General features: G+C 55.2%; 11 protein-coding genes. All 11 read right to left on the reverse strand.

Annotated features, from left to right (window positions below):
* Positions 1–26 precede the first annotated feature (26 nt).
* The 11 genes from LQ901_RS10130 to tagH all read right to left on the reverse strand — a co-directional run bounded on the left by LQ901_RS10130 (position 27) and on the right by tagH (position 15424).
* A complete protein-coding gene (locus tag LQ901_RS10130; protein WP_010862294.1) occupies positions 27–314 on the reverse strand; it encodes a type VI secretion system PAAR protein in 288 nt (95 codons plus the stop codon).
* A 40-nt stretch (positions 315–354) separates the two neighbouring features.
* Entirely contained in the window at positions 355–1767 is a 1413-nt protein-coding gene (locus tag LQ901_RS10135) for a VasL domain-containing protein (protein WP_064977343.1), read from the reverse strand.
* 46 nt (positions 1768–1813) lie between these two features.
* Positions 1814–5251, reverse strand: a complete 3438-nt coding sequence (gene tssM, locus LQ901_RS10140) for a type VI secretion system membrane subunit TssM (RefSeq protein ID WP_230405915.1) — start codon at positions 5249–5251, stop codon at positions 1814–1816.
* An 85-nt stretch (positions 5252–5336) separates the two neighbouring features.
* A complete protein-coding gene (gene tssA / locus LQ901_RS10145; protein ID WP_064977341.1) occupies positions 5337–6758 on the reverse strand; it encodes a type VI secretion system protein TssA in 1422 nt (473 codons plus the stop codon).
* Between the two features lie 8 nt (positions 6759–6766).
* Entirely contained in the window at positions 6767–7375 is a 609-nt protein-coding gene (vasI, locus tag LQ901_RS10150) for a type VI secretion system-associated protein VasI (protein ID WP_152137091.1), read from the reverse strand.
* Positions 7372–8913, reverse strand: a complete 1542-nt coding sequence (locus tag LQ901_RS10155) for a sigma-54-dependent Fis family transcriptional regulator (RefSeq protein WP_010862299.1) — start codon at positions 8911–8913, stop codon at positions 7372–7374. Before LQ901_RS10155 ends, vasI begins: the two co-directional genes overlap by 4 nt.
* 2 nt (positions 8914–8915) lie before the next feature.
* Positions 8916–11522 carry a type VI secretion system ATPase TssH gene (tssH, locus tag LQ901_RS10160; protein WP_152117467.1) on the reverse strand — a complete coding sequence of 869 codons (2607 nt, stop codon included), beginning with the start codon at positions 11520–11522 and terminating at the stop codon, positions 8916–8918.
* Between the two features lie 17 nt (positions 11523–11539).
* The gene (icmH, locus tag LQ901_RS10165; protein ID WP_010862301.1) at positions 11540–12316 is read right to left on the reverse strand and encodes a type IVB secretion system protein IcmH/DotU; all 777 of its coding nucleotides are present in this window, start codon (positions 12314–12316) and stop codon (positions 11540–11542) included.
* Positions 12317–12324: 8 nt separating this feature from the next.
* Positions 12325–13665: a type VI secretion system baseplate subunit TssK gene (gene tssK / locus LQ901_RS10170; protein ID WP_233672244.1), complete on the reverse strand. Its 1341-nt coding sequence runs from the start codon at positions 13663–13665 to the stop codon at positions 12325–12327.
* Positions 13666–13667: 2 nt separating this feature from the next.
* The gene (tssJ, locus tag LQ901_RS10175; protein WP_010862303.1) at positions 13668–14183 is read right to left on the reverse strand and encodes a type VI secretion system lipoprotein TssJ; all 516 of its coding nucleotides are present in this window, start codon (positions 14181–14183) and stop codon (positions 13668–13670) included.
* Positions 14183–15424, reverse strand: coding sequence for a type VI secretion system-associated FHA domain protein TagH (tagH, locus tag LQ901_RS10180; RefSeq protein WP_233672245.1), 1242 nt, complete (start codon positions 15422–15424; stop codon positions 14183–14185). The genes tssJ and tagH overlap by 1 nt, the downstream gene beginning before the upstream one ends.

Here is a 15424-nt window from a genome sequence, read left to right on the forward strand (position 1 = left end):
ACCCATCCTCTTCTCTGTCGCGCTTATCAGCCAGCCTGACCACTGCCAGAGCCGATGACGACACCACCGCAATCGACCGGCTTACCGGTAACCGCTATTGGCTGGCCATTCACCAACACTGAACCAACCCCTGCTGCAATACTGCGTGGATGGGGGGGATTATTGGGTTTATCGTGCGGCTCAAGGGCATCGCCTTGCCGTGCCACCGGCTTGTTGTCCAAGAACACATCAGGGCTGGCCGCAATCACCGGAGAAGGATGAAAGCCGTCATGATCGGTGCCGATATCACCCAGCAATACAATTGAAGGACACATAGTTAGCTCCTATTGATCGTCTGATCCGTTAATGAGGCCTTTAGCTATCAGAGCGGCTTTTTTGCAACTGATACAAACGCACGCTGAACGCTTTCAACTCACTTTCCAGTGCACTGAGATCGGCTTGACTGATCGGCTCTTGCGCACTCAATCTGGCTTCCAATGCATTCAAGCGCTGTGCAAACGGGGCTCCCGTCAGCAACGACTTTTGTACTTCGTACAACTGAGTTTTGAGGTAGGAAATACTGACGCTTTTACGCTGACTCTCGAGTACCTGTAAACGCTCCAATAACGCATCAACACCTTCCCGAGCGGCATCGTAATCGGCCAGCGATGGCAAATTGGTGAGATTTTTTTGCAAGCCATCCTGCCATTGCTGGTTCATAGTTTTAACGGCCAAAGAGTCCGGATACAGCATCTGTAATGCCTGATTTAAGCTGTCGCCATAGCGATACCAATACAAAGGCGAGGCTTGCTCAGCCTGCGTCAATTGACTCTGGTAGCGAGATAACACACGGCGCTCCATCCCCTGCAATGCCTGCTCACCTAACGTAGATCGCGCTTGGCGAATATCGTCATAGGTCAGCGCCAACGGCTGGATTGCCACTGGCTGCACCAGTGCTAACGCAGCCTCTTTTTTCTCTTGCTGGCCATAGCCAATCCACGCAATCAACGCGGGCAATAAACAACTCAGAGCGCCACAGGCAAACCAGAACCATGCCGGTTTTGGCTTACGCTGGGTCTCAATTTTGAGTACCGTTGGTTTCACTTGCCCTTTTTCACGGCCGACCAAGATGCTGCCGTGTGGCAAGGTTGGTGCCACCGTCACGGCACCATCACTCGCGCTGTCAGGGCTGAAGAACACCATTGGCGGGACCTGCATGTCATCGACTTTGCTGATCTGTTCGTCAGACACAATCACAATCTCGGTCTCATCAAACAGATGACTATAGCCCTCGACGAAATGCAGCAGATTCTCAATGCGCGGCACACGACTCAGCCCCGAGGTATGCAGCTTTTCACTGATCAATTGCAGCGCTCGCTCACTACGGTAAATCAGCCGTTTGTCTTCATGGCTAATCGGGTATTGGCGCATCACATCGCTGATCCGGGCAATGAACCAATCCAGCATCTCGATCCGAGCGCGCTCTTGATGCCGAGGCGGCCAGAAGGTGTCCCACTGCGTCACAATCAGATTCGCCAGAAACTCACAGCCTTCGGTAAAGCCGCGCAGCCCTTGTAAGCGCGCACGTGCCAAGGTGAAATAAATGGCGGTTTGTAAATCCACCCCGTGAATCTCAAAAATGCGACTGGCGAGCTGATGGATCCGTTGCCAATCCACATCGGGGCGCGATGCGTGGCTCAGTTTGTTAATTTCCGCGCGCAGCGCTTCATATTCCGGCAGCATGCGTGGGTCTTGCCCGACTTTCAGCGCCTGTTGTGCATCTTGCATCTTTAATAGGTCCTGTCACTTCGGGGCCTGATGGCCCCGTAACGGCTTAATACAGTGATTCGGGCAGACGGAACTGATTGAACAATCCACCGGCAAATGGGTTATGGCTAGCATCGGCGTATACCCGATAGGTCATCGCGCCTTTGTCGACTGGGAAGCGCACATCAAACGTGCCAGCATTCACCTGTGTCAGCTCACCTTTTTGCATCAAGCGGAACATCGCCCACGGTCCGGTAAAGCTTTCACTGCGGGGCGAGTTTTCACGGTTAGCTGGCACCAAGGTGATTTTACTTTCAGCACCATCACGCATCGTGTTCGGCCAAATCAGTGGGATTTTGCTACGCCGGCCATGCGCATACTCCAGCAGCTGCCCATCAATATTGAGCACACTGCGCCGTTTATTGGCGGTCAGCTCAATAGGCTCCAGCGCAAACTGCACTTCCAGATAGCCTTGAGCGTTAAAGAAGGTTTCCCGAATTTTGCTGGCGCGCTCCAGCTGCTTTAACAGCTCATTTTGCAACGGCGAGCCTTGTTCGCTACTCATTAACCCACTGTCTACCATCGGTTTTAAGTTGGTTTGATAGAAGCTATCCAGCGTGCCGCCAGGAGCAAAAAAACGCTCCATTTCAGAAAGTGGCGCATCTTTATCCGCCCCTAAATCAAACGGATAACGATCGGCCAGCAGGGTGGTAAACGGCTGAATCACCTGCTCTTGCCACTCTTGGTTGAGTGATGACATGGCCATATCCACCACCAAGGCAGCGCTTTGCTCGGCTATCTGCCCTACCCAGCGATTCAGCGGCGCCGGCAGACTGCGCGCATACTGCTGCAGAGCAAACACCGGATCGGCATACTTGTTACCTAGGCGGACTTGCACGGCTTTCAGCGCCGATTGGCCCGGATCATTGGCATTCACAATCAGCTCCAGATAGTGATACAGCTCAGTCAGTTTTTGGTTAACCTCCTGAATCACTGGCGCTTGCTCGCCATTACCACTTAACGCGGCATTGCTGTTAATAAACGGTCGACCAATACGGCTCAGGATCCCTTGCGCCAACGCATTTTCTTCCTCCGACAACGGCCGAATTCGCGTGTTGTTGTTGAGCGCGCTCAATACCCGTTGGAACGGTTGATCATTGCCAATCACAGCGGCCAACACGTTCAGCGCCTGCTCAGGGCTACTCAGTGGCTGGACATCCAAGCTGCTGAGCATTTTTTGCCAGTGGTTAACGTAATCGGTCACATAACGATCATTGACCTGACGAGAGATCTCCTTACGATCCGCCGCACTCAAACTGACTTGCTGGCGCTGGCCCAACACCCAAACATCCATGGCGGTTAAATCCATCAGGGTTTTATCCTGACGCAAGAAAAACTCGCTAAAGCCTGGCCACGTTAATAGGCGCGGTACGGTGCCAGCATCATCGCTACGCAGCACAAATACGCTGTCAAAGGTTGGACCCACTTCGTCACGAATGGCCAAATCGGGCGCTAACTGATCGTTGGCCTTCACCACCAAGCTTTGGTACACGCGCTGGAACATCGGTAACTTGCTCAGCTCACGCTGCGCGGCATAAACCGGCTTACTGAACGGAGCGAAGGCACTGATTGCAGCCTGATCTTTATTTTGCCGAGCGCCATACCAGTTGGTGTGTTGCAGGGCATAATCCAGATGCTGCATCAGCTGTTCTTGTACCTGCCCTTGACCAGGAAATGCCTGCTGCCAACGCTGAGCCATAAACTGTTCGACCAGGGCGTTATTGCGCCCAGAGGCATCATCGAGCATGCGCATTACGCGCAAGATCGCCAGTTTCTGCTCACTGCCTGCCGGCGCCTGATTTAAATCATCCAGCAACCCTTGCATGACCGCCGGTAAAAAGCGCAGGTTCAGCAGCTGCAGATAAGTGCCTTCAACATATGGCCCGATCCGATCGCCTTGATACAGACCCAAATCGGCCAACAATGGGGTTTTATCGCGATAATCACCAAACGACAGCGTCGCCTCACGAATCAAGTTCAAGCGCGGCAACTGGCTGTAGCCAAAGCCTTGCTCCCCCGTCAGCTCTCCGGTACCGGTAAAGGCCTGCGCTTTGTTCAGCACATTGTGACCCGCCGCTTCATTGACGCGGTAAAAGTGGTGCCAACCGGCAATCAGCAGCGCACAACACAACGACAGTGAACCCACCCCGATCGCCATCCGACGTCGGCGATACAAGGTATGCAGACGGTTCTCCCCGGCCAAATGCGCCTCAGGGAAGATGATGTCGGCAAACAAGCTACGCACAAAAAAGGCGTTCGATTCACCACGTAGCGCCGAATGCACCGGCTCGGCCAGCTGATAACGGTTGGACGCCGCTTGCGTGAAAGCATCAAACGGCACACCTTGCTGATACACCGAGCTGATATACACCCCGCGCATCAACAGCCCTTTTTGCTCTTTGTCGGTTAAGATGTCGCCCAGTACTTCCAGCACATAATCTTTCAGCCCCGCTAGCTGGCGTACAAACGCAAACAACGTGCTGCGCTGCGCCGCATCGAGCTTATCCAACATCATCGACGGCAGGTTGTTGTTCAGATGATCCAGCCACTGCGTCCAGAACTTATCCAGCTCCTGCAGCCACTCATCGCCTTGGCTACTATCCGGACTGAACGTGACTCCCAGTACGGCATCACGCGCCTCTTTATCCAACTGCTGATACAAGACATCAAAGCCACGCAGCATATCCAGCTTGGTCAGCGTGATGTACAGCGGCAAACGGGTATTAATGTGTAAGCTGATATCCTGCAAACGCGCGCGCATCATCTGCGCATATGCCTGACGCTCTGCGACCCCAGCTTGTGCCAACCACGCCAGATCTAAGGTCAGCACCAAGCCATTTAATGGCTGGCGACGGCGGTTGCTACTCAACCAGCGCAAGGCGTGTTGCCACAAACGCTCATCAGCCCGCTCCGACTCCTGCGCACCGCTGTGCGCTTGCGTCAGCAATTTGCCATCCGGATCGAGCATCACAGCCTGCTCCCCAACCCAGCAATCAATCTGCTGATCGGCGGCATAATCGCGCAGCTCCGCTTCCAAACGCGGATTGAGTTTGTTGGCCGGATTGGCGCGATGGATCAAACTGCTTTTACCACTGCCCGGTAAACCAATCACCAGATACCACGGCATGGCATACAGCGCACCGCGCCCAAGATGCTCACGCAGCGCCTGTAACCAGCGATCGAGAAAATGCTGCTGCGCGTCCAAACGCGGCTTGACCGGATCGGCCTCGGCACTCTCTTGCTCTTGTCGCTCGGCCTTGAGCTGCTGCATCTTTTTCCAAATCTGCCAAGAGTAGACGCCAAAAATCAGCCACAACCAGACCAGGGTAAACACCACCCGATGCCAAATACCGGCCAAGGGTTTAAATTCTCCGAGCGTTAATTGTGGGCCTAACCACCAGCCCAACATGAGCGTCACCGCCCAGAGCACTACGCCGATCACCATCCATGAGATCCGGAATCGGGACATGACTTGCTTAATGAGGGAAAAAAAAGTTTTGAACATAACTATCCATTCAGCTCCGAATGTCTCATGCCGACCGCGGGGTCGCGTAACGTGCCAGGCGGTTGACCAACCCAGGCTCCCACTGTGCCAGTCCTAAGCGCTGTGTTTCCTGCCACAAAGATTGATATTGTTGGGCGGCCAAGTGCGGCATCCCTTCTGCAGCCAAAAGGTCAGCACCGGCCAACTGGTGATAAAAGCGACTGCGCGGCTCTTTGAGCTGCCGCACTTTTTCATCCAGCATGCTCAAGGCGCCGGACAGCCCTTGTGTCTGGCAGCAAGCCTGCAACTCGCCGCCTAAATCCGCTGAGCCGCCCGCTACACTGGCGGCCGGTTGCAACCACTGGCTACATTCAGCACTTAAAAACGGGGTGCCATCACTGAAGGTCATCTCGCGCAGTGTCGGTAAGCGCGCCAAAAACGCCCCCACCTCATCAGCAATGGCATTCGCGACGGCGGTATAGCCGAGTTTGAGCGCCACTTGTGCCGAGAGGTAATGCCCCTCAAACCAATAGGGTGCCAACGTCAGGCTGTGCTCGATTTTCTGCCATAGCGCCAGATCCGCTTGCGCCAGTGCGCTGCGATACTCATCCGCCATATCAGCAGAAAACGGCGCCAACTGGGTTTTATTAGCGCGACTCACCAAGGGCGCGGCCGTGATCCCACTCCACAGTGCGTGCCGCCGTAAGCGAAAACCGATTGCCGCACTCGGCTGCGCCTCAATGAGTAACTCAGCGACGCGCAACTGCGTCTGACGCCAAGCCCGTTCATCCGAGGTATCAATCGCCGACTGGCTACTGGCGCTCATCAGTGATGCCGCCCCGCCCGACACCGCGTTCTGGCCCGATATCGTTGACGATGCTGTTGATGCAGCAGGCGTCGCCGCCGCATCAGCCTTCGCCTGTTCGTGTTTTTGTCGCTGCGCGCGGCGTAAACCCGCTAATAATTCATCTAAAAGCGCACTTTTATCCGGTGCTAATGCATTCCAACGCTCAGCAAACGCTTCGCTCAGTTGCAAGAGCTGGGTTAACTCGGCGCTTGAGGCCGCGCTACATACGCGCTCTAATACTCCCTCAAAACGCTTGATGATCTGGCTCACCACCCGCTGTTTTTGCATCACGCTGGCCGGCCACGCACATGCCCAATAAGCCTCGACCCAGCAATCCAGTAACATCAGTGCGGTAGCAAACGGCGTGGCTTTAGCTGGGTGCTGCAGACAACGGGTCAATTGCGCCAACACCCGCATATCTTTGGTGCGCGTTTCCAGTAAGGTTAAACAAGCGCCCGCCACTTTCTGTAAATCCACTTGGCTATGCGCCAAAGAGCCGAGTTTGACTAACTCGGTCTCGACGCTCTCCCACAGCGGATCGTCAGCGGCAACGGCGCAGCGCATGGCTTCATCCGGTAGCGGCGTCAGCAAACGCTGACACCAAGGGTGTGAATGCTGCATCCTGCCTCCTACCACCGACACAACTGGCGCAGCGGTTGCAATGCCTCGGGCATGCCACTCAAATCCACGCGAATCGAAGAGCCATCGGAGGCCTGTAGCAACAACTCGCGTTGACCGCTCCAGTGCTTAAGCTCGTCAATCGCCGGCAATCCACGACCAAACTCCAACAGCAGCCCGTGGTCACGAACAAACCAGTTATTACCTGCCGGCTCACCATCTACCGATGCGCTCACCTGATCGCCCACCCAGGAGCTATCTAAACGCAGCCAAATGCGGGTAATGGCGTTATTACAACCTATCGCCAAGGTGCCACCGCGCAGCGCTGCACGCGTCAGTAGCAGATCATCGGAATCCGGCAGTTGGCCCAACATAAAAAGCGGGCTATCACCACTGCGGCTTGCTTCCTGCGCTTGGATTTGACGCCAGATAAGTGAACGCGGTGCGGCATCATGCGCGCTAACCGACACAGGAGCCTTGCTCGCACCTATTGCGTCATAACACGCTAAACGCGCCAACGGCGCGGCTTGCGCACGACAACGTTGCCATTCCACAGGCCAATCCGTTTGTGCCGCCGCGCTGCTGGTCAGCAGTAACGCGGCCAGCGCCCAACCTTTCATCCATTAACCTCCAGCTTCTGGCATTTGTGATCCAGTGTGCGCTTCGGGATATTGAGGCTTTCCGCCACCCGCATCCGGTTACCTTGGAAATAACGCAACCGCGCTTCAATCACGGAAGCCTCAAATTGCTGCAAGGCTTGGCGCAAATCACTGACGTGGCAAAAATCATCCTGATAAGCATCCGGCTCCACGGTCAGGCGGTCGTGAATTTCCGGCGGTAAGGCCGACAAGGTGATCGCCTGTCCAGACGGCGTCTGAGCACACGCTACTTCCAACAAGTTACGCAGCTCACGCACATTGCCGGGAAAGTCATAACTGATTAACTGCTTGAGAAAACCACGCTGCAGCGCACCAAACGATTTGCCTTCTTGCGCGGCAAAATGAGCAATGAAATGCTCGCTAAGCACACTGATATCATCCGGCCGCTCACGCAGCGGCGTGAGCATCAACAGGCACTGACATAAGCGATGGTACAAGTCTTGGCGAAACAGCCCTTCACTGACCCGCTGCTCCAGCGGCTGGTGCGTAGCCGCAAGCAGGCGAAAATCGGAATACACCTCTTTATCGCCGCCCAACGGCCGAAAATGGCGTGTTTCCAGCACGCGCAGCAACTTGGCCTGCATTCCCGCAGGCATATCACCCACTTCATCCAGAAATAAGGTGCCGCCATTGGCTTGTGCAACGAGACCGGTTTTATTGCTTTGCGCCCCCGAAAAAGCCCCTTTTTGGTACCCAAACAGCTCACTTTCAATCAGGTTTTCTGGGATAGCCGCACAGTTGATCGCAACAAACGGCTTATCAGCGCGCGCAGAGCACTGATGCAGCAGACGAGCGACCACCTCTTTACCGGTACCCGTTTCGCCCTGAATCAACACATTGAGGCGATGCGCCGCGGCCTTGGCAATTTGCTCACGCAGCTGTCGAATCGCACGCGATTCACCGATTAAGGTTTCTTTCAACCGCTCATCCTGACGCCGACGCTGCTCGCCCTCACCGCGCATCACGCGGATAGAGTCTTGTAAATCGCTGACCCCTCGACGCGAGCGCCCTAAATCGCGAATCAGCGTAAGCTGACCGGTAAAAATCTGGGTTAGCAACGCCAGCGCATCTTGCGCTTGCCACTGTTTTAAACAGTCTGCCGTATCCAACAAAGCTAAAACCGCTACTGGTTTACCGTCATGGCTATGTAATGGCAGGCAGTGGATCCCGCTATCAGTGCCGGCTTGCGCTAACATGCGGCGCAAGCCGCTTGGGCCAATACGCGCGCCGCCATGGAGAGACTCCCAAGTGCACACCTGATCGCGACACAGCGCCAAGGCCAGCGGATGGGTAAAATCATCCGCCGCCAATGACAACGTCGTCTCCTGCTCTCCCACCCAGCCACGGCATTGCAACTGGCGACCGCTGACATCCAGCATGCCCAGTAACGCACCGCGTGGCTGCCATCCTTGGCGCACAATCGCCAGCAACCAATCACACAGTGACGGCTCCCCGCGCGCCTGCGTCAGGGAGAACGCGAATTCGAGTGCCTGTTGCATGCTTAGCACTCCACCTCAGCGATAAACTCGCCCTCTGTGACGCCAAAGCTGACTTTTCGCACCGATTCGCCCGCTGACAGCCGCTGCAACAACTGCAGCGAAACCGGTGGCAACAGGGCTCCATCAATCACCGACTCGAGCATCCGCGCACCATTTTCACTGCGATTCGCACGGCGTAAGATCTCCTCGTGCACCTGCGGATCAATGTCTACCTCGGCGCCAAAGCGGCTCTGTAACAACGACGTCAAACGCGCCAGCTTGCCACCAACAATCTCCACCAACGTGGCATGATCCAGCGGCAAATAGGGGATCACTTCCATCCGCGCCAACAGTGCGGGCTTAAAGAATGCCGCCAACTCTGGATACAGGGCATCGAGCAGATGCTCTGGCTGCTGGGCATACTCGACAATGGTTTGGAAACCTAAGTTGGAGGTGAGGAAAAACACCACATTTTTGCAATCGATGATGCGCCCTTCACCGTCGGCCAATTCACCTTTATCAAAGGCTTGGTAGAACAGGTTCAGTACATCAGGGTGCGCCTTTTCAACCTCATCCAGCAGCACCACCGAATACGGTTTTTGCCGGATAGCTTCGGTTAACACGCCGCCTTCGCCAAAACCGACATAACCCGGCGGCGAGCCGATTAAACGCGAAACAGTATGTTTTTCCTGATATTCCGACATGTTGATGGTGGTCAGATACTGACGGCCACCAAACATCAGATCGGCAATCTGCACTACGGTTTCGGTCTTACCAACCCCGCTCGGCCCAACCAGCAAAAATGCCCCCAGCGGACGCCCTGGACGGCGTAAATCGGCGCGAGCAGTCAACAAATGGCGATGTAGATGGCTCACCGCCACATCTTGGCCTTTGATACAGGCCCCCAGATACTCCGGTAAGCGAGTCACCACATCTAACTCGCCTTGCGAGATCCGATTAAGTGGCACGCCGGTCCACTCGGCGATCACCGAGGCGATCTGACTCTTATCTACATGCGCGGAAACCAGCACCGACTCTTGCTGCAACGCCGACAACTCGGCTTCAAGCGCGGTAAGCTGCGTGGTTTGTTCCGTCACATTCGCGTCATCGGTGGCAGCATCGCGCTGCAACAACGTGGCCCGCACATCGATGATCTGCTGCACCAGTGCTTGCTGCTGCTGCCAATTGGCCTGCAAGCGTTTCAGTTCGGCGTTATCTTGCTCCTGCAATGCATGCAGTTGCGCCAAACGCTCACTGTGTTCCCCCAGGCCAATCACGCTTTGGCGCTCTAATTGGGTAATTTCCAACTCACGTTGGCGCAGCGCATTTTGCAAATGGCTAATCGCGCGCGGCGGAGTGGTCAAATTGATGGCGACGCGCGCACAGGCGGTATCCAGCACATCGATGGCTTTGTCGGGCAGCTGACGACCCGAGATATAACGGGCCGACAACTGCGCCGCCGCTTGCAGCGCTTCATCGTCAATCAATACGCCGTGGGCTTTTTCATAAATGCCGCGTAAGCCACGCAAAATGACCGTCGCTTCTTGCGCATCAGGCTCGCCCACTTTCACCAACTGGAAACGCCGAGAGAGCGCCGCATCCTTTTCGACGTATTTTTTATATTCACTCCACGTGGTTGCCGCGATGGTGCGCAGCTCACCGCGCGCCAAGGCCGGTTTAATCAGGTTAGACACATCCAATCCACCAGCCTGATTACCCGCACCGATCAAGGTATGCGCTTCATCAATAAAGAGGATGATCGGGTACTCGGAGGCTTTCACCTCTTGCATCACGCCTTTAAAGCGCTTTTCAAATTCCCCTTTAACCGAAGCGCCGGCCTGCATCGCCCCTAAATCCAGCGACAACAGCGCTACATTACGCAATTTTTCTGGCACCTGTCCGGCCACAATCCGCAGCGCCAAGCCTTCAATTAGGGCACTTTTACCCACCCCAGCTTCGCCAACCACTATCGGGTTATTTTTACGACGGCGGGATAAGATATCGATCATCAGGTCGATTTCATGATCGCGGCACAACACCGGATCCAGCAGCCCTTTGCGTGCTTGCTCGGTGATGTTTTCGGTAAAACGTCCTAACAAAGAGGCATCGCTGGCGACGGCGTTTGCTTTACTTTCGCCAGCCTGCGCCACCACCTCGGTTTCAGCCGAGTCTTTAACCCACTCATCAAACTGTTGGCGCACCAGATCGCGATTGATCACTGTCAGTAAACGCACCACCGAAGCAGGTAAATAGCGCGCAGGGCTCATCAGCAAGACCAGCAATAACACCCCGCTACGTAGCTGAGCGTGTTGCAACTCCGCCGACGCGAACAGCCAGCTATCTTGCAACCACTCCACCAATAACGGAGAAAAAGAGGGATATCCCTGCTCAAAAGACTGGCCATTGAGAGCCGGCTGCAACAGTTCATGCAGCGCCGCCATATCCACCCCAGCACGCTGCATGATCGCTTTGCTATCACACAGTGGGGTTTCCAGCATTTTGAGCAGCAGATGCTCAATTCGGATCTCCGTGCCCTGATGATTTACACACAGGGCTGCCGCTTCTTCCAGCATATGCCGGCAGACCGGATTCAGCCTTTCCACCAAGACGGGCAGTTCAATACGGATCAAAGCACGCTCTCCTTAACTTATTTCAACAAATCGCTTAGCTGGCGCAGTACGTCCTGCGTCTGGTTATCCAGCCGGGTGTAATACAAAACAAAAATGCCGGTCAGCAGCAGGGCTGCGCCGATACACAGGCTACGCAGCGACACCTGCCGCTTAAGCTGATAACGGGATGCTTGCTGGCCTAAATCGAGATGAAATACCGTGGGTGCATCACGGCCATCGGGATACAGCTGGCGGTGCAACTGGCGCACCACGCGCTCAAACTCATCCCGACCATGGCTCATCACCCGATACCGCCCTTCAAAACCCAGACACAGGCACAGGTAGATAAACTCAAGCACGTCGCGATAGCGCGCGGGGTCTTCTTGTAATTTGCCTAACAGGACAAACACCTTTTCGCCGCCCCAAGTTTCGTTGTGAAACCGAGTCAGTAACGAGTGTTCAGACCATTCACTTTGGCTGCCCCACTCACGGCTCATCACCGCCTCATCGATAAAGGTGCACAGGATGTAGCGAAACGAGAGCACCACACCGTTTTCATAGCCATGGGCCATCAGCTCTTGTTCGATGGCCTGGATTTCTGTCACCACGCGCTGATACAGCTCGCCGACTTGGCTGTGGCTAGACAGCTGACGGACACGTAGCACCATGCCCAGTAGCGGCGTAACCGCATCAATCATGGGGTTAATGCTGTGGCCACGTAGGCGGAACCAATAATCAGAGTCCAGATCCAGCTGTGCGGCATGGTCATACAGCAGATCGTCCAGTTGCTCATGTTGAATAATGTCGATAGTCATCGCTCATCTCATCCCTGACTGCGGATCGCCCAGAACTGCATATCCAGCTCAGGGAAGTCTCCGGCGATATGGAAAGCCAACGTGTTACTTTGGGCCAACATCTGCCACGCGGGGCTTTGTCTATCCAGTTGGAAATAGCTGTAACCGGCGTGGTATGGCAGCTGACGCGGCGCCACCGGCAAAGGCAATAACGGGATCCCCGGTAACTGCAAACTGATTAGCTCACGAATTTTCTCGCTGGAGGCAATTTTGGTTTGCTGCAGCAATTGCTTACGCAGCTGCTCTTGTGGCATCCGCGCACGTACTGCCAGAACAAACTCGGCACTGGCCATCAAATCGCTGTCGCCCACCATCGCGACCATGATGCCGTACGGATGTTTGCGCAGCTGGATAGACACCGCACGCGGTGACAACACGGTGCTCAGTGATTGGCGCAACGCCAAGATCACCGGCTCGAAACTGACTTGCTGATCATCATGCCGGTAGGCCGGAAACTCTGGCGGCAATCGCGACTCATCGGTAAATGTCATCAACTCACCACACAGCTGCACCAAGGCCTCGTGTAAACGCTCAGGATGCAAAGTGCCCAAACGGGCCAGATGAGAAAGCTGTGGCTGTGCCCGATTGAGCAGCTGCAACATCATGAACTCAGCGACATCCGCCACCCCTTGCTGACCGGGAGCGGCCAGACGCTGGGCTAGACTGCGCGCGCGTTCAGCCACCAGTCCGGCGGACTCGCCCAAAAAGCGCTTTAAGGTCGGGATCGCTGCCACGCTAATACTGCACGGCATAAAGTTCGGATCGAGCACCAAGCCGCCATCTGGGCGCTTATCCAAAATGCGCGCAATCGCGATCGCGGCATAGGCACTGCGATCTTCACGCTCCAACATCAGACGTAAGCTGACTTTGCCCACTTCCAGTGACGTAATATCGCCGCCGTCACTGTGCAGATCGCGCAGGTCATGACGATGCGATTGCAAACGAGTCGCTACCGCTTGCCCTGACTCACCGACCTCACTGACGCCACTGACCGACAGCGGTAACGCCAGATACACTTTCTGGTTGGCCACCGAGACATCGGTGACCTCCAATGGAGGCGGCAATACATCATCGACGGGAATACTGAACACCGTACCGTCCGGCATCACGCCACTGGCGCTGACCAGCGCAATGCGCCCAAAGCCTAAGTAATCATCATTGATGCTCAGCGACTGCAGACCATAAAAATAGTCACTCAGGGCACTTAAGCGAGCATGCAGCATGTGATCCGCATGCCGTTGCTGCTGCTGGAAATGCTGGGGCTTGATGAACAGCCCTTCACGCCAGATGACCCGATTTCGGCTCGACATGGTTATTCTTCTTCTTTTTGCAGTTCAACTTCATCCTGACGCAGGTGCACCAAGATCTGATAATGGCGGCCGGTATTTTTGACCTTGATGACTTTGCGCCACTCGGCCTTATCCGGCTCGGCGTAACGGGCAATCACCCCGATATAGCGCACCTCTTCTTCCAGCTTCACGGGCGGTAGGTACTTGAATTGCCCAGGAAGTAAGGTGTAATCCTGATGATCGAGGTAGTTTTTCCCCAATACCTTGGCCACATCCTCGGTCACTTGATCGTAATCGGTGGCCAACAAGCGCGAATCTTCAGACAGCAGCAAGACCTGAAACTCTATGGGTGCCGCTTCGCCACTTTCATTCGGATTGACGTCCGGCTCCGCCAGCAAACTTAAGCCCACAGTTGAAGGTTGATCGGCATTGCTGCCCACCTGAATATCCGGGTTCATCGCCACATCAGCCATCTTGCCGAGTGTGGTACAGCCGGTCAGCGCCAACAGCCATACCGCACACCACAGTGTTCGCAGCATCAACGCAGCCCCTGTTGTTCGCGTACTGCGCGGTCATAGGCTTGCGCATACACCTGATGGAAAAGCTTATCGAAGCCTTGTTGACGTACTGAGGTCAGCTCACGGTAATAGTGCTGGTACATGGTCCACGCCCAACCTTCATCGAGACTGTCGTTAGTACCCGTACGGCGATAGTGTTCAAAGCGCCCCAGCAATGCCTCTGGCGAAAAGGCATGTAAAATACTGTCCAGCGCCGTAGCAATTGCCTGCTGGTTCGCAATATGGTGGGTACGCACATTGTGCAGCACTTCTCTGATTGCAGCCGGTGCAGACAGATGCACTGGGCTTTTGCCATCGGCAAACAGCAGCGGCAAGGTTGCTTCATAATCCAGCCCCAGACGCAGTGGATTATCTTCAATGGGGCGCAAGTGTTTGTCGGCCAGCGCGGCTTGATCGGCTTGTACCGCGAGTAGCCCTTCCACCATCGCACGCAAGGTTTTGCCCATTTCTTCGAGCATATCGTGGGCTTGCTGGGAGTCGCGCAATTGCAAGCGCTGACCCAGTCCACGCATCAGTGGCGTTAACGCCACATGATCCACATCGCCGGATTCGGCAGGGATACTGTAGGGATTATCAATCCCCGGCATATCAATGAATTCCTGATCCATGGTGTCCTCGATAGCTGAAAAAACAGATGCCGGAATAGCAGACGACAGCGCTGACGTCTGCGCCTCGGGTGTATGCAATAACGCGCTCAGTGACGTAGCCTGCTCACGCTCTAGGGCATGTAACGGATCGCTGTGCAACACAGACAAGCGTGCCGAATCATGACTAGCCAGCTCACGATTCCCATCGCTGGCCAGCCAGTCATCCAACTCATCAGCAGGATGATTGCCCAGCACCTGTTCAATGTTGGCCTCGGCCTGCACCTGTCCCAGATAGACCCGCAGACGAAATGGCCCAACCAGCAACTCATCACCCTGCTCTAGATAGACTTTGCGACTGCGTCCGACGGGCGTGGTGGCGCCGTTAATAAACGTTTGTCCGCTTAAATCGCACAGACAAAAACGGCCATCGTGCAGCTCGATACGGGCATGAGAAGGCAACACAGCGCCCAGACGATCGGTTAATACCCAGTCATCATGCGAGGCCGCACCTAAGGTGCCGCCATCATGATCAAACTGATATTGCACCTGAGAATGACCATCCAGTTGCTCGCTGTTCAGTACCACCAAAGAGAGTTGCTGATTGAACGGGTTCAC

Origin of the sequence: Plesiomonas sp. PI-19 (assembly GCF_021368255.1) — a bacterium.
Lineage (GTDB): Bacteria > Pseudomonadota > Gammaproteobacteria > Enterobacterales > CAMTGL01 > Plesiomonas > Plesiomonas shigelloides.